Source organism: Methylophilus sp. Q8, assembly GCF_000800115.1.
GTDB lineage: Bacteria > Pseudomonadota > Gammaproteobacteria > Burkholderiales > Methylophilaceae > Methylophilus.
Map to the genome: position 1 here is coordinate 1,579,916 of NZ_JUHE01000001.1, position 20,003 is coordinate 1,599,918.

A 20,003-nucleotide genomic window follows, 5' to 3' on the forward strand; every position below is an offset into this window, starting at 1 on the left:
CCTCTTTCAGGTTTTTCGTTGTGCCGAGATCACACCTGGCACCTGTTGCAAGCGCAGCAGCAAGTGCTGTAACTGGTCAATATCAGTGAGTTCTACCGTAAATTGCATCAATGCCACATGATTGCGACTCAGCGTGTTGGCCTTGGTGGTGTTGATCTTTTCACGTGCAAACAGTTCGCTGATATCGCGCAGCAAGCCCTGTCTGTCATTGGCTTCCAGCACAATATCCACCTCTGATAGTCCTGGTTGACGGTCGCCCCATTGCGCCGCCAGCAGGCGGTTCTGGCGTACATCTGCCAGGCGTGTGATAAAGGTGCAAGCCTGGCGATGGATGGTGACGCTATGATTGCGCGTCAGGTAGCCGACGATAGGCTCGGGCGATACGGGTTTGCAGCATCTGGCCATGGTGGTTTGCACATTGCCTATGCCTTCAATGGTGACGCCTGCATGGTTGACCTGCGAGGCGGTCGGGCGTTTGACCAGTGGTGGCGCTGGTGCTGTGTCGGCAGGCGCTATTTCGCCCTGGATAGTAATCGCAATCTGGTGCTCGCTAATGTCACCGCGACCAATCGCGGCCAGACAATCTTCCAGTTTCTGAAATTGCAGTTTTTGTGCGATACGTTCCAGTGGCAGGCTGCCTGCCCCGGCTCTATGCAGTTCTTTATCCAGCTTGGCGCGGCCCTGGGCGACATTCTCTTCAAAGTGCTGGTACTTGAACCAGTGCCTGACCTTGGCACGTGCGCTCGGGCTTTGTAAAAAGCCCAGCGACGCATTCAGCCAGTCGCGGCTGGGCGCACCTTGTTTGGCGGTGAGGATTTCTACGCGCTGCCCATTCTCCAGGCGCGTGTGCAGTGGCACAATCTGGCCATTGATTTTTGCGCCTTTGGTTCTATGCCCGAGGTCGGTGTGCAAGGCATAAGCAAAATCAATCGGCGTGGCGCCGTGCGGCAAATCAATGACCTTGCCTTGCGGTGTCAGCACATATACCTTGTCCTGAAACAGTTCACTATTAAATTGTTCCAGCAAGTCGCCATGGTCGGCCACTTCGTCTTTCCAGGAAAGAATCTGGCGTAACCAGGCAATTTTTTCGTCGAATTTGGCATCAGATTTGGCACCTTCTTTATAACGCCAGTGCGCTGCCACGCCTAACTCTGAATGCTGGTGCATTTCAAAGGTACGAATTTGTACCTCCAGCGCCAGGCCGCGCGGGCCACTCACCGCCGTATGCAGCGAGCGATAATTGTTGCTTTTCGGGCGCGCGATATAGTCGTCAAACTCGCCAGGAATCGGCTGCCATAGATGATGCACCAGGCCCAGCGCGGTATAGCAGTCCTTGATGTCATCGACCATGATGCGCACAGCACGCACGTCATACAGCTGGTTAAACTGCAGATGTTTGCTCTTCATTTTTTTTACGATGCTGGAGATATGCTTGGGTCGCCCGCTGACATCGGCCTTCACGCCGGCTTGAGTCAGCTCATGCTGTAACTGTGCGACAACATCCGTGATGTATTGCTCGCGATCCACCCGCCGCTCGTCGAGCATTTTTGCCACTTCTTTGTAAAGCTGCGGCTCCAGGTAACGCAACGATAAATCTTCTAGCTCCCATTTTAACTGCCACACGCCTAGCCGATTCGCCAGTGGGGCAAAGATGCTCTGGTTTTCGCGCGCAACCTGCGCCTGGCACGCCGGGCTGGCGCCCGAGAGGTGGCGAAGCAATTGCGTGCGCTCTGCCAGTTTGATCAGTACCACGCGGATATCCTGCACCATGGCCAGCAGCATTTTGCGTAATGCTTCCAGCTGCTGCGCCCTGTCATTGTGTTTGTTGTCAGCAGGCTGCGCCCCGTCGACTTCGCTCAGCGCCTGAATATGGGACATACGTGCGATGCCCTCTATCAAGCACACCACCGTTTGCCCGAACTGGCTGGACAGGTCATCAGACCAGTCGCTTAACAAGTCAGGCGCGGCTTGTAATATGGCGGCTATCAGGCTATCTGCATCCATATTCATTTCAGCCACAATGGCAGCAGTCCCCAGGGCGTGTTGCAGTAAGGGGCTGTCGTTGATAGCGTATTTTCCGCTATACAGGGTGGCGGCCAGTTCGCCAGCCTGGCGAATCTGCGCTAACTCATGCGCGGTGAAACGTTGTGGTAAAGACGCAATCCATCCAGCGAGCGCTTGGGGATCGTTAGATGTTGGTGTGTGTGCAGGGCGACGGGCTGAAACCATAAAGTATTATCGCCGCGATTGCGCATGAGCGTAAAGCTAAAACGCGCCCGGACAATTTGTCAGGGCGCGCGATGAGGGGGGATTCTTGCTGCTTTTATGCGAACAGGCTGATCCCCAGCACAGCCGCCAGGGCAATCCCAATCGCCAGCAGCAGGAAGATAAAGAAGAACACTTTGGAGATCGTTGCAGCACCAGACTCGATGCCTCTGAAGCCCAGTAAACCGGCAATAAAAGAGATCACAAGAAACAGCAATGCATAATAAAGCATAGGTCTGGCCTTTCATTTTAGACAGAGAAGATGATGGCATCTTAAAAGACCGGGCCAGCTTGCTCTATCAGTACTTTGCTAAATGATTAGTCAGAATCAGCCTACGTGGCGATGGTTTACAAGCGTTAATCAGCTTCGCTGACTCATCAAATGCGCTATATTATGTGGGACTTGATGTTGTGGCCTGCAACAGCTTTGTGCGCATAAGTGAGTGTTGACTCACTATGACAATAAGCAATGAATACGCGCCATCGTGAGTCTGCCCATTTAAATAAAAAAATCCTTATGAAGGGAGCGCGCCATGCGTTCGATTCACACCATACCAGCGACCGCTCGCCTCGCATGTTTGCTCATGATCGTGCAATGCCTGCTGCCCGCTTTCGCCTTTGCCGCCAGTGATAGTGCCAAAGTGATTCTTGGGCCGCCGCATAAAACCGGCAGCAAAGCCGAGGCAAGGCCAGCAGTGATTGCGCTCGTCAGCATGGATGAAGTGTTGCCTGATTGCCAGCAGCAAGTCACGGTGACAAAAGTCAAAACAGTCGCTTATAGCGAGAGTGGTATCACGCCAGAAAAAATTGGCGTTGACTGGCTGGGAAGCAAACTGGATATTGCGACCAACGTCGGTGAAAACCCGGTGCTATCGCTGGAAGAAATCCAGGCGGCCAATCAGTTTATCAAGGTCGGTAAACGCTACCTGATTCATTTTCAGCTCTGCGGTGATGGCGGCGTTCAGCGTAGCCTGATTAATATGTACGCCGAACAAATGACGCCCGCCCGCCATGTGCGCAAAATTAAAACCTAGTGGCATAGCCAGAGGTGTTGCCTGACCAACATTTTGGCGACGTTTGTTGTTGAATTGGCAGCATCTATTTTTCAAGTGATTGATTATGAAGGGTTTAAATCTGGCATTTTATTTGCTATTAAATCAAGACATTGTTTAATCAGGAAAATCGAAATGCCACGAATTATTGGAGTCTCCGGAAATATTACTGCACCCTCAAGAACCTTGTCGCTGGTGGAGTCTGTGGTGACCAAGGCCAGCCAGAAGTTTCATAGTCCGGGTGAGGTGATCGATATTTCCAAGCTGACGGCAGAGCTGGGACCTACCGTGTCCTTTAACCAGTTTCCGCCCGCGCTGACGCAAGCCTACGATAAGCTGCATCAGGCCGATATTATCGTCATTGGCACGCCAGTGTATAAAGCTTCTTATACTGGCTTGCTCAAGCACTTTTTTGATCTGGTCGACCCGAAAAAACTCACTGGTAAAGTCGCTATTTTGGTGGCAACAGGAGGCAGCGATCACCATGCGCTGGTGCTGGAGTCGCACTTAAGAAGCCTGGCCAGCTTTTTTGGTATTTACACCATCCCGACCACCATTTATGCCCGGGATGCAGAGTTCACGAATTACCAATTGGACAGTGCCGTGATTGAACAGCGTATCGACCAGGCGCTAGAACAGGCCGCGGTGTTGATTAAGCAGCATTTGCCGGAAACGCTGGTTGCCTAGCAGGTTATTTGCAAGATTCGGCATAAAAAAAGAGGGGATATATTCCCCTCTTTTTTTATGCGATCAGGTTGAGTTCTTTTAACCTGGCGCGCAGGATATTGCGGCTGATGCCCAGCAGTTTGGCGGTATGCACCTGATTGTTTTTACTGTGCTCATAAGCCTTGCTGACCGTGGTGCCATTGATCAGCTCATATAAATTTTCCGGGGCTTGTTCAAACAGCTCTTCGAGAATATTTTCCAATTTATAGAGCGCACTTTGGCGCTCATAGCTGACACGGCTTGGCAGTGGTGCCGTGATGCCGCTGTCTTCATCAGACGTAAACTCTGGCCGGTTAAAGCTGATTTTGGGTAAATTCAGATCTTTTGGATAAAGCGTATCGGAGGTACTCACCAGTACCGCACGGTGAATGACGTTTTCCAGTTCACGAATATTGCCCGGCCACGGATATTCCATCAGTAGCGAAGTGGTTTCGGGGGCCAGTTTGTGGTCCGAAGTGTTCAGCTTATTGCGATATACGGCCAGAAAATGCTCAACCAGCGGCAGGATATCGCCACGACGTTCGCGCAATGGCAGTAATTCAACCGGCACCACTTTAATCCGGTAATACAAGTCTTCGCGGAAACGTCCCGCTTTGACGGCTTCTTCCAGGTTCACATTGGTCGCCGCAATCAGGCGCACATCAATCGGGATCGGCTTTCTGGAGCCTACACGTACGACTTCACGCTCTTGCAGCACGCGCAATAATTTGACCTGTGTTGACTGTGGCAAGTCACCGATTTCATCCAGGAACAGTGTGCCGCCATTGGCGGTTTCAAACCAGCCAACTTTGGAGGTGTTGGCGCCGGTAAACGCGCCTTTTTCGTAGCCAAACAACTCGCTTTCAACCAGGGTTTCTGAGAAAGCGCCGCAATTAATGGCCTGGAACGGGCCGTTTCTGCGGTTGCTCAGTGAGTGGATATGGCGGGCAATGAGTTCTTTACCCGTCCCTGTTTCGCCAATGATCAGCGCGGTTGCATTGCTGGAAGCAATTCTTTCGATCAAAGACAGCAGATTTTGCGATTTGGGATCGCTGAATACCAGTGCACTTGCCCGTACGGACAAGCTGACGGCAGACGGATTGGGGTGTGTGATCACATGGTCAGTACGTTCGGTGTACGAATCACGGATATCCCATCGTTGTGCGCTCATCATTGACTCCTTATTTAACAGGCGAGTCACTATATTACATTGATCATTAATAAGTCAAAGTTCTATAAATTATAACAATATTCATATTTGTTATATTGAAGGTAAGCCAGATCATGGGCGGGAATTCAACATTTTGCTGTGTTAATCGCAACACTTGTTGCCGGGGCAACAGGTGCTTGGCATCTGTGTTTTTTCTAAGTGTCTAATTATTATAGGTAAATTTTAGCTGTTGTAAGTGGCACAGTCTTTGCAAAGTAGTCCGTGTTGTTTTCGCATGAATTTTGAAAGGACTGACAATGACTGTCGTGACTGTTAATACTGAACTGGATCTGGATCATTACGTAAACGAAACTGTGGCGGAAGCCAAGCTGGCTTTTGAGGTCTTTCGCGAGACGGATAGTATCACTGCCAATGGTACCGTAGGCTTTGTGCATCGCGTACCAGGCCAGGACAAATTGATCATCGTGAATGACCCGGGCCCGTTTAACAAGGGCAAGCCAATTGAAGCAACCGTGGTGGGCTTTGATGGTACGGTCTATGCCGGCAAGGGCAGTGGCGCAGGCGCTGGCCGTTATACCAAATTGTTCCAGGTGCGCCCGGAAGTCACCACGATTTCGCATATACATTCCACCTACCTGGGTGCCTGGGCACAAACACACCGCACATTGCCTATCCGTTATGTGCCAGTGCAGCGCTTCAACCTGATTAAAGAGTTGCCGATTTATATTGACCGCCGCCAGCAGGAAGTCGATTTTATCCTCGACCAGATTGCGATTAATCCACATCACACGGCGATTCTTGAAGCCAATGGTGGTGCCACGGTATGGGGTAAGCAAGGTCTGCGCAAACTGGCAGAGTTTATTCTGTTGCTGGAAGAGGGCGCCAAGTTGCAAACCCTGGCAGAGGCCCTGGGTGGCTCCCGTGAGTATGGCCCAGGCGTGTTGAAGCAACAATGGAAAATGTCCAAGCTTTACGACCAGGCCAAAGAAGAAGGCTTGTTGCGTCCATCTGACTTGTAATCACAGGAGCTACCAAGTGACCACAGCACAACATATCGATCAAATCTGGTTTACCCGTTGCCCGGTGCCGACTGCCACTGGCCTGGCCTATAAATTAGGCTGGCTTAATGAAGAGTTCGCGCGTGACAACATTAACATTGCCACGTTGCAAGAAGCACCCAAAGAGTTATCCAAGCATCATTACGATCATGAGTTACCTTCGTTGATTCGTGAGGGTGGCAACTTGCTGGCGCTGGCTGCCAAGGCACAAGGTGCGCCGACCAAGCTGATTGGCTTGACCTGGATTGATGAATGGCAAGCGATCCTGGTGCGGCCGGATAGTGGCATTACCACGCCTGAACAATTGAAGGGCTTGCGCCTGGCCTTGCCGGCGTTTATCGAGCATCCGATTGCCAGCCATGTACGCGGCAGCAGTATTGCTCGTGGCATGAGCCTGCATGGTTATAAAGGCGCTTTGAATATTGCCGGGCTGACGCTGGATGATGTGACTTTGGTAGAGGTGCCTTCTGGTCGTGGTAATCGTAATGGCCGTGATAACCCCAATGGTCTAGGTGAGTTGTGGTCTGGCCTTGATGCACTTATCGAAGGCAAGGTCGATGCGGTATATGTAAAAGGCGCATCTGCGGTGGATGCCGCGAAACGTGTGGGGGCTGTGGTGGGGATCGATCTCGATAGCTATCCTGAGCTGTCCAGCCGCGTCAATAACGGCACTCCGCGTCCGATCACCGTACATCAGTCCTTGTTGGACAATCATTATGACCTGGTGGTGCGTTTCCTCTATCAAACGTTGCGTGCGGCAGATTGGGCCAAAAGCAACCTCAAAGGCGTGCGCGAAATTCTGGAATCCGAAACCCGCTCGGGCGAAGACGGCGTGGCGACGGCTTATGGTGAGAACTTCCATTTGCAACTAGCGCCTGATTTGTCCCCGGAGCGCGTAGAGCTGTTCCGCCAGCAAAAGAACTTTATGTTGGTGCATGGCCTGTTGGATAAGGATTTTGACCTGGATGCGTGGATCGATTTCAGGCCGTTGCGTGATGCAGAACAGCAGTTGCATCAATATGCGGCGGTTGCCTGAAGCAAGTAAGTAAGCCTCGCGGCTTAAACGTAAATAAGGAGTAGGTGTGAGCAGATTTTTAAACTATGTATTTTCAGCATTGGCGTTGACGGCGTTGACGGTGTCAGGCGCCCACAGTGCTGAAACCGACCCGAAAGTGGTGAGAATTGCCACCGTGGCTTATAACCTCAATGGCAAGACGCACTATCTGGGTAGCACCGAGCTGGCCAGTGAAACCGGGCTGGATGAAACCTTGGCCAAGCGTGGCGTCAAGCTGGAGTGGGTGCCTGCTGCCACGGCGATGGTTGGCCCGATTGTCAACGAAGCCTTTGCCAACAAAAGCATAGACTTTGCGGCCTATGGCGATTTGCCACCGATTATTTTGAACGGCTCCAAGCCGCGCGTGCAACTGGTCGCCCCATGGGGACGTAGCGGTAACTCTTATTTGGTGGTGCCCGCCAACTCAACGGCAAAAACGATTGCTGACCTCAAAGGCAAGCGCATTGCCTTGCACCGGGGCCGCCCGTGGGAGATTCCGTTTGCCAACCTGGTGCAGAAAAACGGCTTCAAGCTGACCGACTTCAAGATTGTGAACGTGAATCCGCAAGTCGGTGCTGCGGCATTGGCCAGTGGCTCGGTAGATGCGTTCTTCTCTTTAAGTGATGCCTATAACCTGGTGGATAAAGGCGTGGGTAAAATCATCTGGTCGACCAAAAATGCTCCACCGGACTGGAAACTGATGGGCGGCTTGTGGGCGCGCAATGACTTTGTCAAAGAGCATCCGGAGCTCACTCAAGCCATCGTCACCTCATTTATTAAAGCCAACCATTGGGCAGCGCAAGAGGCGCACAAGGAAACCTACCTCAAGGATTATGCCAGCCTGGTGCAGCCTGAGAGTGTGGTCAGGCGCGACTATGAAGATGATAGCGTGAGCTGGCGTGACCGTTGGTCACCGCTTTATGACCAGGCGCTGGTGGATCATTACAAACGTGCAGCCTCTTATGCGCGTGAGTCTGGCCTGATTCGAAACGATATTGATATTCAGCAACTGCTTAACTCAAGCTTTGTCGACAAAGCTTTAAAGGAGTTGAACCTGGAGACTTTCTGGGCACCGTCCCGGATTGCATCACAACAATAACCTTTATTGCTTCCCGGCAATCCCTTCCAACAGATGGTCTCCCGCCATCTGTTTTTTTATGTCTGTTGCTATACCAGCACATGCCTGCCGTCAGATGATGGATATACAACATTGCCCAACACAGGGTATTCTCTGGAATGTGTATAACCTTATGATTATTAAGTAATAAATATTAATTTTTAACTTGGCACAGGGATTGCGTATAGCACTCTAGTTATTTTGCACAGGAAGAAACATGAGTCGCCCTAAAACCGCTTTAAGTGTGATCAATGAAGCGCACGTAGATAGCCTCGGCGAAGACAATGCGTCGGTGAGACCGTCAGGCCTGCGTGGTTCGCAACATCTGTCACTGGCGAGCTCGTCGGCCGTGCTGGCGGTAGAGGGCGTTTCCAAGACTTTCCAGCTCAACGGTAAAGCGTTGACCGTGCTGTCAGATTTTTCATTGGCAGTGACTAAAGGCGAATTTATTTCCATTGTCGGTAGTAGTGGCTGCGGCAAGTCGACCTTACTCAGGCTGATTGCAGGACTGGATAGCGCTTACGACGGCAGCATTGTCTGGCTGGGTGACAAAGTCTCAGGTACCTCACTGGATCGAGGCTTGGTGTTTCAGGAGCATCGTTTGTTCCCGTGGCTGACCGTTGAGCAGAATGTGGCGTTGGCACTGGAATCTTCTGGCCTGACACAGCAGGAGGTGGATGCGCGCGTGAAACACCAAATTGAGCTGGTTGGCCTGTCTGGATTTGCCCAGGCGTTTCCTCACCAGATTTCAGGCGGCATGTCACAGCGTGTCGCGATTGCCAGGGCCTTGGTGCTCAAGCCAAGATTGTTATTACTGGATGAACCGTTTGGCGCACTGGATGCATTGACTCGCCTCAAGATGCAGCAAGAATTGCAACGTCTTTGGGAAACCGAAGGCACGACTTCCATCCTGGTCACGCATGACGTCGAAGAAGCGGTGTTCCTGGGAGATCGCGTGGTGGTCATGGAAGCCAATCCAGGGCGTATCAAACGCGTGGTGGATGTGGATTTACCCAGACCGCGCCATCGTACTTCACCGGAGTTTCAGCGCATTAAAGATGATGTGTTAAGCGACTTCATCGAGATTAGTTAGATTTATTAGGAGTTTGTATGTCAACAACGGCACTGAAAACGCCCGCTGAGCATTCTACGATTTGGGATTCACTCACAGATAAAAGCAAAGCCAGAAAGAACCTGGTCGCCACTGGCGAAGATTTTGGCAAGTTATCCGAGCGTCTGGTCAGCAAGTTTAATCGCGTAGAGCAGATTATTCCGCGTAATAAATTGCTGGCGCTGATTGGTGTGGTCATTCTGGCCCATATTCTGGGCGTAACTGGGTTTATTAATGCCTTGCATCAACCCAGCATCGTCAAGCCGAAGAAAAATGAAGTGATTGTAGAGTTTGTGAAGCCAGAGGTGATTCCGCCACCAGTCATTGAGCCGCCAAAACCACCTCCGCCGCCGCCACCGCAGGTCAAGCGCGCTGACCCACCGCCACAGGCCGCCAAGCCAACGGCATTAAGGACCGCCCCCGCTGACCAGCATATTGCGCCGAACGACATCGTGGTACAGGAAAACACCACCGCGGCAAAAACCAGCGGCCCGGTGGTCGCTGACCCGGCGCCAGAACCAGCGCCACCTCCGCCGGTGGTGGTGAAAGAGGAACCGCTGGTGGAAGCTAAAGGTGGTGTTGGTCATTTGAACAACCCTGATCCTGAATATCCCGATTTTGCTGCGGATCAGGGCTGGGAAGGCACGGTGGTATTGCGGGTGAAAGTGTTGCCTAACGGCAAGCCTGCAGATGTGAAGGTCAAGAAGTCCAGTGGACACGGTGTACTGGATGATGCTGCGGTTGCTGCAGCGAAGCGCTGGGCATTTACCCCGGCAAAACGAGGGAATACCCCGGTCGAAGGTTGGGCAACATTCCCGGTTGAGTTCAAGCTGCAGTAATTTTTTTAATTTGAAAAGGAAATATTATGTTTAGTTTAGAAACCTATCAAAGTGCATCCCCAGTGGTGCTTGGTGTATTGATTACCTTGCTGGTGGCCTCTGGCGTCACCTGGACCATTATCCTGGCCAAGTCTTTCCAGGTGTGGCTGATCCGCAAGCAAAACGTTAAATTCAGGGCCGCCTTCTGGGGTGCAAAAAGCCTGCAGGAAGCCGCCACGCTGGAAGGCCATAACGGCCCGGCCTACCGTGTCGCCCAAGTGGGTTTTGAAACCTTGAAAGACCTGGATGTGGAGTCTGCCGATGATTTGCGTCATAGCGGTGACCGCCAGGAAGTACTTGAGCGCGCACTACGCCAGCAGATTCAAAAAGAGCGCGTATTACGTGAAGCAGGCCTGGTTGTATTGGCCAGTATCGGTAGTACCGCACCGTTTGTTGGTTTGCTGGGTACGGTCTGGGGCATCATGCACGCGCTGACCGACATCAGCAAACTGGGCACCGCCAGCCTGGAAGTGGTCGCAGGCCCGATTGGTGAAGCCCTGGTGGCGACAGCCATTGGTATTGCCGTGGCTGTGCCTGCGGTGCTGGCTTATAACTTTTTCCTGCGTCGTTTAAAAACCAGCAGCACCAACCTGGATGATTTTGCTGAAGATTTAATCAAGGTATCGCGTCGCGTCACCTTTAAAAAGGCAGATGGCTCCAAGGCCGGTGAATTTGTTGCATCCTCTTCAGCGGCTTCTGCGGTGGTGCGTAACCTTAAAGGAGCAACTGCATAATGGCTATTTCCACAAATGCTGATGATGACGTATTGAGTGAAATCAACGTCACGCCATTGGTCGATGTCATGCTGGTATTGCTGGTGGCTTTTATTGTGACCGCGCCTTTGATGAACAACGCCATTCAGGTGAATTTGCCAAAAACGGCCGCCACCAAAGCGCCTGAGCAGAAAAAGCCAGTGACGGTGTCGGTGGATGCCGCTGGTAAGCTGTTTATCGATCGCCAGGAGTATCCGCTGGAGACGATAGAGCCTGAGCTGAAAAAATTGCATGATAACAACCCGGATGTGACCTTGCATTTGAGTTCTGATGAGGCCGTGAATTACGGCAAAGTCGCCAAGGTGATGGCTGCGATTGAGCGTGCCGGTATCACGCGCGTGGCCGTATTAACGCAAGGCGAATAGTGAAACAAGGTGACTAGAGTGAAACTGGATGAGGTAGCAAGTTGATGACACGTGATTGGAAACAATTCTTCCCTTTCCTGATTTCGCCCATCCTGCTGCTGCTTGTATGGTGGTGGGTGGCTGCGGCGGGCTGGTACGCTGACGATGTGCTGGTTTCGCCTGGTGCGGTGGTGGCCACGCTGGAAGAACTCACTGCTAACGGCGAACTGGCCTTGCACCTCAAAGCCAGCTTCTTCCGCCTGCTTACTGGCTTTGGCCTCGGTGCACTCACTGGTGTGCTGTTCGGTATCTGGATGGCGATTTCACCGCGGGTAGAGGTGTTTGCGCTGCCCTTGTTTCAAGGCTTGCGTCAGGTGCCTACGATCGCCTTGATTCCCATCCTGATCCTGTTGCTGGGCGTAGATGAGATTTTCAAGGTCATTATTGTGACCAAGGCCGCTTTTTTGACCGTCGCATTGGCAGCCTATGATGCGACCAAAGGGGTATCCAAAAACTATTTTGAAGTGGCGCGCATTTATCAGCTGCCCAAAACCACGCTGTATCGCAAACTGATTATTCCGGCCATTACGCCGCCTGTATTCACCGGGCTCAGGATCGCTTTTTCACGCTCCTGGACCATCCTAGTCGCGGCGGAACTTCTCGCAGCGGATAGCGGTATCGGCCAAATGATGCAATTAGGGCGCGAAATGTTTCGCCTTGATGTTGTCATGGTCGGCGTCGTCATCACCGGCCTGGTCGGCTTTAGCATAGACAAGCTCTTTAAGTGGGCCGAGATTCGCCTGATTCCCTGGCAACCCGCTGTCAAAGCATAAGTCATTCATCAACAGCAAATAAGTAGATAGATATCCGCATGCAAAATTCTTTTTATAAATGGATTCCCGACTGGCGTGGCTGGGTATTGCCGATAGTGGTCATTCTGGCCTGGGATGCGATGTCGCGCCTGGATGCCAATCATGCTTATGCCTTTGCTTCATTGGGCCAAATTTGGGCCGGTGTGGTCGAGCTCTGCCGAAGTGGCGAGTTGCTGGTGAATGTGCAGGCCAGTGTACAGCGTGCACTTACCGGCCTGTTACTGGGCGCCAGTGCCGGTTTTCTGGTCGGCTCACTGGTGGCAGTGTCGCGTACAGCCAACATCCTGATTACGCCGATTTACCATGCGATCCGCCAAGTGCCTTTGCTGGGCCTGGTGCCATTATTCGCATTGTGGTTTGGCAATGGCGATACCTCAAAATTGATTGTGGTTAGCCTGTCGGCGTTTTACCCGGTGGTGCTCTCAACTTTTGAAGGCATGTTGCAAGTTGACCGCCGCTTTAATGAGGTCGGGCAGGTATATCGCTTGAGCCGCTGGCAGATTTATCGCCGCATCACCTTGCCAGCTGCCTTGCCGCAGGTATTTACCGGCTTTTCATTAGCACTGGCGTTTGCGTGGTTGTCCACCATCGGTAGCGAATTATTGTTTACCGCTGGTGCCGGACTGGGCAATTTAATGATGAACGCACAGGAAGCCTCCCGGATGGATGTCCTGATTATTGTGACTTTTGTGATTGGCGTACTCGGTTATGGGATGTCTCTGCTGATTAAGCTGGCGAGTAATCACCTGTTCAAATGGCGCCAGGTTGGCTAGCGCCGTCCGTAATCACCAACCATCACCATAAGCCATCACCGCACTCAATAATAGATCTTGGCGCAGAAGTCGCAGCGTGATGCTGTGCGCCAAGATCAAGATTTAGATAGAAGTTGAATCCTTTGACTGAACACTCTCTTGAAAACAAACCTGTATTACCGCAGTCAGGCCAGCAACCATGGCCTGTATTTTTTGCCTTTAACCTCCATCATTACCCGCTGATCCGCTGTCTGCTGCTGTATAGCCGAACCCCGGTCCGGTTCTGGCTCTGTACCGGGTTGTTTGCGGCGGCCAATGTGCTGCTGGCATTGCAGCAAGGCCTGATTGCGCGTGCCATTGATGAGGTGCAGCATGGCAAAGCCATTGTGCGCACGGTTACTGGCGCTTTGAATAGCGAGGTGGCCTGGCAATGGTTACTGATCATTGTCGGCATTGCGCTGGCACGTGCCGCGATCTTGTATTTTGTCGGCTGGTTATCATTGATTATCCAGCAGAACCTGATTGGCCATTTGCGTGAGCGCATTTTGATTCAGGTGCAGCGACTGGATCAAAGCTATCACTGGCAACATGGCGCAGGCGAACTGGTGACGCGCACCACGCGCGACTCTGACAAGTTGCGAGATGCGTTGATCAGCTTCTGGCGCCAGGTGGTAGATACGGCATTGGTGGTCAGCGCCGCCATGGGATTTTTATTCTGGTATGACTTCTGGCTGGGCCTGGTGCCGCTGCTGTTGTGCCTGGTTGGGTTTGGTATTTTGCTGTTGCAAACCGAACATTTGGTTAAACTCGATCGGGCCGTGGGCGAAGCCTACGATGCCGTGAACCAGGACCTGACCGAAGGCGTCAATGGCGTACGCGTGATCAAGGCCTTTGCGCTGGAAGCCAGCCGTATCAAACGTTTTGAGCAACAGGTGCAGGGGTTTATGACACAGGCGTTTGCCGCCCTGTCGTTTTATACCTCACGTATTCCCTTGCCGCAATTTGTGGTCGCGCTAGGGCAAGTCTGGGTGCTGGGGTTTGGCTGTCACCTGGTTTATACGCACGCGCTCAATCTTGGTCAGCTGATCGCTGCTTTACTCATGGTGAATACCCTGGTGTTTAGAGTAGAGGGCGTGGGGAGGGTCATGCAGGTGTTCGCCGATGCACGCTCTTCGGCGGCCCGCATCTGGGATCTGCTGGATGCCGAGCCAGATATCACATCCGGCACTCAGGCCTTACCGGCCGGGCCATTATCACTACGCTTTGAGCAGGTGTCGGTGTTACCGCCAGAAGGGGGTAATCCGGTACTCAGTGATTGCACATTTGATATCGAAGCCGGTGAAATTGTGGCGCTGGTGGGCACCACCGGATCGGGAAAAAGTACGCTGGCAGGCCTGGTGCCCAGGCTGGCAGAAGTCAGCCATGGCCGGGTCGAAATTGCGGGAAGTGATGGCCAATGGCTGGACGTCAAAGAGCTGCAACTGGCCGAATTGCGCAAACAGGTACATACCGTACCGCAGGAGGCTTTTTTGTTCTCGGATACGCTGGCGGCCAATATGCGGCTGGCGGCGCCTGAAGCCACTGACGACGACCTGGAATGGGCACTGCAAATGGCGAGTGCGTCAGAGCTGCTGGTGAGTCTGAGTGACGGTCTGGAAACCCGCATTGGTGACCGTGGCGTGACTTTGTCTGGTGGTCAGCGGCAACGTGTCTGCCTGGCGCGCGCCTTGCTCGGGCAGCCGCGTATCCTGGTGCTGGATGACGCCACCAGTGCGCTGGATGCGGTGACTGAGCGCAATGTATTAAACAATATCCGCGCCCTGAAAACACAAGGGCGTGCAACGACCGTACTGGTGATTGCCAGCAAGTTATCTACCATTTTGCTGGCAGATAAGGTGTTATTACTTGCAAGTGGCAGCATTATCGCTGCTGATACACACCAGGCGCTGGTGAAAAATAATGCACGTTATCGTGCACTGATGGGGTTGGATGATGGCCGCTGAACGTAACCCGAATATCAAGGCCTTGTCTGATATTGAACTCGAAGAAACGCTGGCCAAGCAGCAACTGAACCGCAATATGTTCTGGCGGCTGCTGCCACTGTTAAAACCCGTGCGCAAGTACATCGTGAGTGCCATGCTGCTCGAACTGGCCCTGGTTTGCTTTGTGTTCTTGCGCCCTTACTTTATTCAGCAGGCCATTGATTTTGGTTTGCTGTATGAGTCACAGGTTGCAGCTGACCGTGGTGCCGTGGTTGGCTTGAACTGGCAGGTGATTAATGTCGCCATGCTTGGCCTTGCCGGTATGTGGGCCGCACGTTTTGTGCTGGCTGGCTTGTCACAATATTTTTCCGGCACGGCGGCTATCCGCATTTTGAATCAGTTGCGTATAGACCTGTTTAGTCACGTACAGCAATTAAGCGTGGCTTACTTTGACCGTACTAAGTCTGGCCGCATCATTTCCAGGGTCGATCGGGATATTGATGCCCTGGAACCACTGCTGATTCAAGGGCCGCCGGAGATATTTTCTGCCTTGCTCAGGTTCGTTATGGCCGCTGGCATATTGTTGTGGGTGTCGCCGACGCTGTTTTACCACCTGGCGCTGGTGATTCCTTTGCTCATTCTTTCCAGTACGCTATTCCGGAAATTATCCGGCCAGCATTTTGCGCGTGTGGCTGAAAACCGTACCCGTTTTACCGCGCACCTGGTCGAGACCGTGGCAGGCGTGCGCATTATCAAACAAACCGTGCAGGAAGAGAGCAACTTGCAGCGCTACCGCGCGCTGGTCAATGCCTTTATTCATTCACTGGTGCGCAGCAATATTGCTTCGGGCTGGTTCACACACTTCACCGGCGTGCTGACGATACTGGGCCTGATGCTGCTTTTAGTGGCAGGCGGTGAGGAAGTCACACTGGGCCATTTAACCCTGGGGCAATTTGCGGCCAGCCTGTTTTATGTCTATATGTTCCTGGGGCCGCTACAGGAGCTTGGTGACCTTGTAGAGCGTTATACCAATGGCGTGGCTTCGGCCCAGCGAGTGTTTTTATTACTGGATACCAGGCCGGAAATTGTTGATGCTCCTAACGCGCAGACACTTGCCTCGATTAAAGGCGAGGTGAGCTTTAAAAATGTCGGTTTTTCCTATGTGCCAGATCAGTCCAGGCCTGTTATTCGAAACCTGGATTTAACGGTTCCGGCCGGGCAGGTGCTGGCGATTGTCGGCCCAACCGGTCACGGTAAAAGTACCTTAATTCAATTGCTGACGCGTTTTTATGATGTACAGCAAGGGCAAGTGCTTATTGACCAGGTCGATATCCGCCAGCTTAGCCAGCGTAATTTGCGTCAGCATGTCGGGGTAGTGTTGCAAGACAACGTGCTGTTTAGCGGCAGCATTATTGATAACCTGCACCTGGCAAAACCTGAAGCCAGCTTGGCTGACTTTGAGCAAGCCGCGGCCGAGTTGGGCATTGATGACCTGATTAGCCGCCTGCCACACGGATACTATACCGAAGTAGGTGCTATGGGCTCACACCTCAGCCACGGCCAGCGCCAGCTCGTGTGTTTGCTGCGTGCTTATCTGGCCAACCCCACTATCCTCATTCTGGATGAAGCCACGTCGGCCGTCGACATACAAACCGAACGCCGTATCCAGCATGCGCTGCGGCGTTTATGTGAAGGCCGCACCGCCATTATTATTGCACACCGCCTGGCCACCATCCGCGATGCTGACCTGATTGCCGTGATACATCACGGTGAATTGGCTGAACTCGGTCCGCATGCGCAACTGATCCAGCAGCAGGGTAAATATGCCGAGTTATATCACGCCTATGAGGCTGGCGAACAGCTTTAATAACGTTGACGATGACTATCAAATTCGGGAGAGATATGAAAAAACTATGCGTTGCCATGTTATGCCTGTTTGGGTCAGCAATTGGTCATAGCGCAGATGAAGTGAAAGCCGCCTGGATTAGTGATGACAATGGTTGCAAGGCCTATAGCTGGCTACCGCAGCCGTTAGAAACCATAGAGTGGGCAGGTAATTGTAAAGATGGCTATCTGGATGGTAACGGTACCCTGAACTGGTTTCACGATGGTATTCATAAATATGCATACACTGGCCGTTTTGAGCAGGGAAAACTACAGGGTAAGGGGGTCATGGAACAGTTTAACAATATTAATCATGGCTCTCGAACAGAGGTTGATTTTGTGGATAGTGTTCCACATGGTCAAGGTGTCCAAACCTGGCCAGATGGCAGGCGCTATGAGGGAGAGTTTCAGGAAGGCTATAAAACTGGTAAAGGGGCCAAAGTGTGGCCTAACAATGCTCGCTATGAAGGAATCTTCAAATTGGGGAATCCCATAGGAGATGGCTTCCAAGCAGTAAAAATTAATATTCCAGAGCGGATTTCCTATCCGGATGAGCTAGTAAGATATGGCAATAGCGGTACCTTTCTTGCCCAGATGCAAGTGTCCGAAAAGGCGAGTGTGCGCGCTATCGAAGTGCTCAGAAGTAATCATCCTGCTTTCGAAAAGGCTGCAATACGCGCATTGAGAAGTGCGAAAGTGACGCCTGCGCTGGTATATGGTGCACCGGTTTCTGAGCGGGCTTTTGAACAGGTTAGTTTTATATTGTCAGACAGAAGCCTGCGCAGAGTGTTGCCGTTTACTTATCCAGCCAAAGCCAGTAGTCACTTGCCTCCAGAGTTTCAATACGATAAACCACCAGTCGATAAAGTGGTGGCACCATTAGTCTATCCCTTGGACTTATTGCGGCAACGGGTAAAAGGTTCAGCTAAAGTGGCTGTTGTCATTGATCCGCAAGGCTTACCTATCCAAGTACAATTACTTGAAAGCAGCGCGCCTGCATTTGGTGAAGCGCTTAAAGCAAGCGTTGCTTCTTCGAGTTTTTTCCCCGCGCGTAAAAATAAACAACCTTCCTGGTCGGCTTTTACCATCTCGCGCGAGTTTTCTGAATATGAAAGCCGGGAGACTGTCATTGACGAGAGTGGTCGGCGAGTTCTCAATAAGTTGAAAGACTCTCAGCCAAAAATATTCACGGTTGCGCAACTGGATGCTGCGCCAAAGCGGTTCTATACGCCATCGCCAGTATATCCGCCAGAGCTGGCTGATCAAGGCGTCACGGGGACTGTATTGGTAGAGTTTTATATCGATCGCGAAGGCACGGTGCAATTTCCGCACACGCTCAAAGCCGACAATGAAGAGCTTGCCTGGCTGGCATTGACGGCGGTCTCCCGCTGGCAGTTTTATCCACCGACCATCAAGGGTGAGCCCGTGGATGCAGTGGTTACTGTGCCTGTGGCGTTCAATCTCAAAAATTAATGTTGCCTTAGCCGTGTTTGATCACGGTATTGATGAAATACACAAGCAACTGTTGAAATTACATCACTCGGCTGTTTAATAGCGTACACACGCATGTTGGATGCTGTTGTTGATTGCTCGCAACTCATTGAATTATATTGGATATTTAAGTTTCTTTGCATTTGGCATATTTTGTGCAGATGACTGCATGAACTGTTAAACAAACGCAACGTTTGATGGTGAATCCCTCGGGAGCCGTGCTTCTGGAGGTGGCTTGCGTACGTTAACAGTGGCAATCACATGGACCGACAGATATGGCGAATACAACGGTTGTCACTTTGTGTGAATGTAACGCGTTTGAGCCGCTATGAAAACAATTTAATTCACTAAAGGAATGTATTTATGAGTAACCAACAACAACTTCCTGACAATACGCTTTGGTTTACGCGTTGCGCGGGTAATGGTCAAGGTGGCGTACCAACGGCTTCCGGCATTGCGTTTAAGCTGGGCTGGCTGCAAGAAGAATTTTCTGCGGACAATATTCGCCTGCGTGCCTTGCAGGATGATGACAGTGCTGATTTCAGACATCACCATTACGACCACGGTCTGCAAACATTGATTCGCGAAGGCGGTAACCTGTTTGCGATCCCAGCAAAAGCGCAAGGAGCAGAAACCCGTTTGATCGGCCTGACCTGGATCGAAGAATCACAATCCATTATTGTGCGCCCGGATTCCAATATCCGCCGCCCGGAAGACCTCAAGGGCAAGCGCCTGGGGTTGCCTGCGTATAACCCCAAAGATGTGATTGAGAACAAGCGTGGCCGGACCATCACGCGTCATAGCAGCCTGCATGGTTATAAAGGCGCACTGGATTCCGCTGGCCTGACACTGGATGACATCCAGCTGGTCGAGGTCGGTCAAAACGAAGTGACCGCGTCTGGTCGTCGTTATGGCGGCTGGCAGTCCAGTTTTAACGCCCTGCTCGAAGGTAAAGTCGATGCCGTGTATGTTAAAGGTGCGGCAGCACAAGACGGTGCCCGTGACCAAGGTTTGGTCGTAGGGATTGACCTCGATGCGCTGCCTGAGAAACGTTTTCGTGTGAATAACGGTACGCCACGCCCGATTACCGTCCATCGTTACCTGTTGGAAAATCACTACGATTACGTGGTGCGCTTTTTAACCCAGACCTTGCGCGCCGCAGAGTGGGCTAAAACCAACCTGGCTGGCGTGCATGAAATCCTGCAGAGTGAAACTGGTGGCACGGCAGAAGGGGTGGCTGCGGCTTATCGCAATGGCTTCCACCTGTCACTGGCACCTGATTTGTCCACAGAGCGCATTGAGCTGTTCCGTCAGCAGAAAAACTTCCTGCTCACCTACGGCATTCTGGACCGCGATTTTGACTTTGACGCCTGGATTGATACCAGACCATTGGCCGATGCACAGCAGGCGTTACAACAACTGTTGGCTAATGAACAGGGCGGCAAACTGGCTGCTTAACACCATGATGGCGCGTGTCTTGCACGTGCCATCTTT

The 20,003-nt window shown here is 52.0% G+C and carries 18 protein-coding genes; 15 read left to right on the forward strand and 3 right to left on the reverse strand.

Annotated elements, in window-relative coordinates:
- Positions 1-6: 6 nt before the first annotated feature.
- Together GQ52_RS07730 and GQ52_RS13950 are read right to left on the reverse strand one after the other, a co-directional pair.
- Positions 7-2,229: a bifunctional (p)ppGpp synthetase/guanosine-3',5'-bis(diphosphate) 3'-pyrophosphohydrolase gene (locus GQ52_RS07730; RefSeq protein WP_047516468.1), complete on the reverse strand. Its 2,223-nt coding sequence runs from the start codon at positions 2,227-2,229 to the stop codon at positions 7-9.
- 94 nt (positions 2,230-2,323) lie between these two features.
- Positions 2,324-2,497: a DUF1328 domain-containing protein gene (locus GQ52_RS13950; RefSeq protein WP_019883275.1), complete on the reverse strand. Its 174-nt coding sequence runs from the start codon at positions 2,495-2,497 to the stop codon at positions 2,324-2,326.
- 301 nt (positions 2,498-2,798) lie between these two features.
- On the opposite strand from GQ52_RS13950, the gene GQ52_RS07740 reads away from it, so the two are divergent.
- Together GQ52_RS07740 and GQ52_RS07745 are read left to right on the forward strand one after the other, a co-directional pair.
- Positions 2,799-3,299, forward strand: coding sequence for a hypothetical protein (locus GQ52_RS07740; protein WP_047516470.1), 501 nt, complete (start codon positions 2,799-2,801; stop codon positions 3,297-3,299).
- A 153-nt stretch (positions 3,300-3,452) separates the two neighbouring features.
- Complete coding sequence (locus GQ52_RS07745) at positions 3,453-4,004, forward strand: NAD(P)H-dependent oxidoreductase (protein ID WP_052179152.1); 552 nt, start codon at positions 3,453-3,455, stop codon at positions 4,002-4,004.
- A 55-nt stretch (positions 4,005-4,059) separates the two neighbouring features.
- On the opposite strand, the gene GQ52_RS07750 is transcribed toward GQ52_RS07745, so the two are convergent.
- Entirely contained in the window at positions 4,060-5,193 is a 1,134-nt protein-coding gene (locus GQ52_RS07750; protein WP_019883272.1) for a sigma-54-dependent Fis family transcriptional regulator, read from the reverse strand.
- Positions 5,194-5,489: 296 nt separating this feature from the next.
- Here GQ52_RS07750 and GQ52_RS07755 point away from each other — a divergent pair, with 296 nt between their 5' ends.
- The 13 genes from GQ52_RS07755 to GQ52_RS07815 all read left to right on the forward strand — a co-directional run bounded on the left by GQ52_RS07755 (position 5,490) and on the right by GQ52_RS07815 (position 19,967).
- Positions 5,490-6,212: a class II aldolase/adducin family protein gene (locus tag GQ52_RS07755; protein WP_019883270.1), complete on the forward strand. Its 723-nt coding sequence runs from the start codon at positions 5,490-5,492 to the stop codon at positions 6,210-6,212.
- A gap of 16 nt (positions 6,213-6,228) precedes the next feature.
- A complete protein-coding gene (locus GQ52_RS07760; RefSeq protein ID WP_019883268.1) occupies positions 6,229-7,287 on the forward strand; it encodes an ABC transporter substrate-binding protein in 1,059 nt (352 codons plus the stop codon).
- A gap of 46 nt (positions 7,288-7,333) precedes the next feature.
- Complete coding sequence (locus tag GQ52_RS07765; RefSeq protein WP_047516475.1) at positions 7,334-8,404, forward strand: ABC transporter substrate-binding protein; 1,071 nt, start codon at positions 7,334-7,336, stop codon at positions 8,402-8,404.
- 235 nt (positions 8,405-8,639) lie between these two features.
- A complete protein-coding gene (locus tag GQ52_RS07770) occupies positions 8,640-9,515 on the forward strand; it encodes an ABC transporter ATP-binding protein (protein WP_047516478.1) in 876 nt (291 codons plus the stop codon).
- Between the two features lie 17 nt (positions 9,516-9,532).
- Positions 9,533-10,372: an energy transducer TonB gene (locus tag GQ52_RS07775; RefSeq protein ID WP_019883265.1), complete on the forward strand. Its 840-nt coding sequence runs from the start codon at positions 9,533-9,535 to the stop codon at positions 10,370-10,372.
- 26 nt (positions 10,373-10,398) lie between these two features.
- A complete protein-coding gene (locus GQ52_RS07780) occupies positions 10,399-11,145 on the forward strand; it encodes a MotA/TolQ/ExbB proton channel family protein (protein ID WP_019883264.1) in 747 nt (248 codons plus the stop codon).
- Positions 11,145-11,549, forward strand: a complete 405-nt coding sequence (locus GQ52_RS07785; protein WP_019883263.1) for a biopolymer transporter ExbD — start codon at positions 11,145-11,147, stop codon at positions 11,547-11,549. The genes GQ52_RS07780 and GQ52_RS07785 overlap by 1 nt, the downstream gene beginning before the upstream one ends.
- A 44-nt stretch (positions 11,550-11,593) precedes the next feature.
- Positions 11,594-12,361 (forward strand): ABC transporter permease, encoded by a 768-nt coding sequence (locus tag GQ52_RS07790; RefSeq protein ID WP_047516481.1) that lies wholly within the window; start codon positions 11,594-11,596, stop codon positions 12,359-12,361.
- A gap of 38 nt (positions 12,362-12,399) precedes the next feature.
- Positions 12,400-13,173, forward strand: coding sequence for an ABC transporter permease (locus GQ52_RS07795; RefSeq protein WP_047516484.1), 774 nt, complete (start codon positions 12,400-12,402; stop codon positions 13,171-13,173).
- Positions 13,174-13,286: 113 nt separating this feature from the next.
- Positions 13,287-15,155 (forward strand): ABC transporter ATP-binding protein, encoded by a 1,869-nt coding sequence (locus GQ52_RS07800; protein WP_047516487.1) that lies wholly within the window; start codon positions 13,287-13,289, stop codon positions 15,153-15,155.
- On the forward strand, positions 15,142-17,001 hold the full coding sequence (locus GQ52_RS07805; RefSeq protein WP_047516490.1) for an ABC transporter ATP-binding protein: 1,860 nt from the start codon (positions 15,142-15,144) through the stop codon (positions 16,999-17,001). The genes GQ52_RS07800 and GQ52_RS07805 overlap by 14 nt, the downstream gene beginning before the upstream one ends.
- Before the next feature lie 101 nt (positions 17,002-17,102).
- Entirely contained in the window at positions 17,103-18,491 is a 1,389-nt protein-coding gene (locus tag GQ52_RS13750; protein WP_161792008.1) for a TonB family protein, read from the forward strand.
- Positions 18,492-18,872: 381 nt separating this feature from the next.
- Positions 18,873-19,967 carry an ABC transporter substrate-binding protein gene (locus GQ52_RS07815; RefSeq protein ID WP_047516492.1) on the forward strand — a complete coding sequence of 365 codons (1,095 nt, stop codon included), beginning with the start codon at positions 18,873-18,875 and terminating at the stop codon, positions 19,965-19,967.
- Positions 19,968-20,003: the final 36 nt, after the last annotated feature.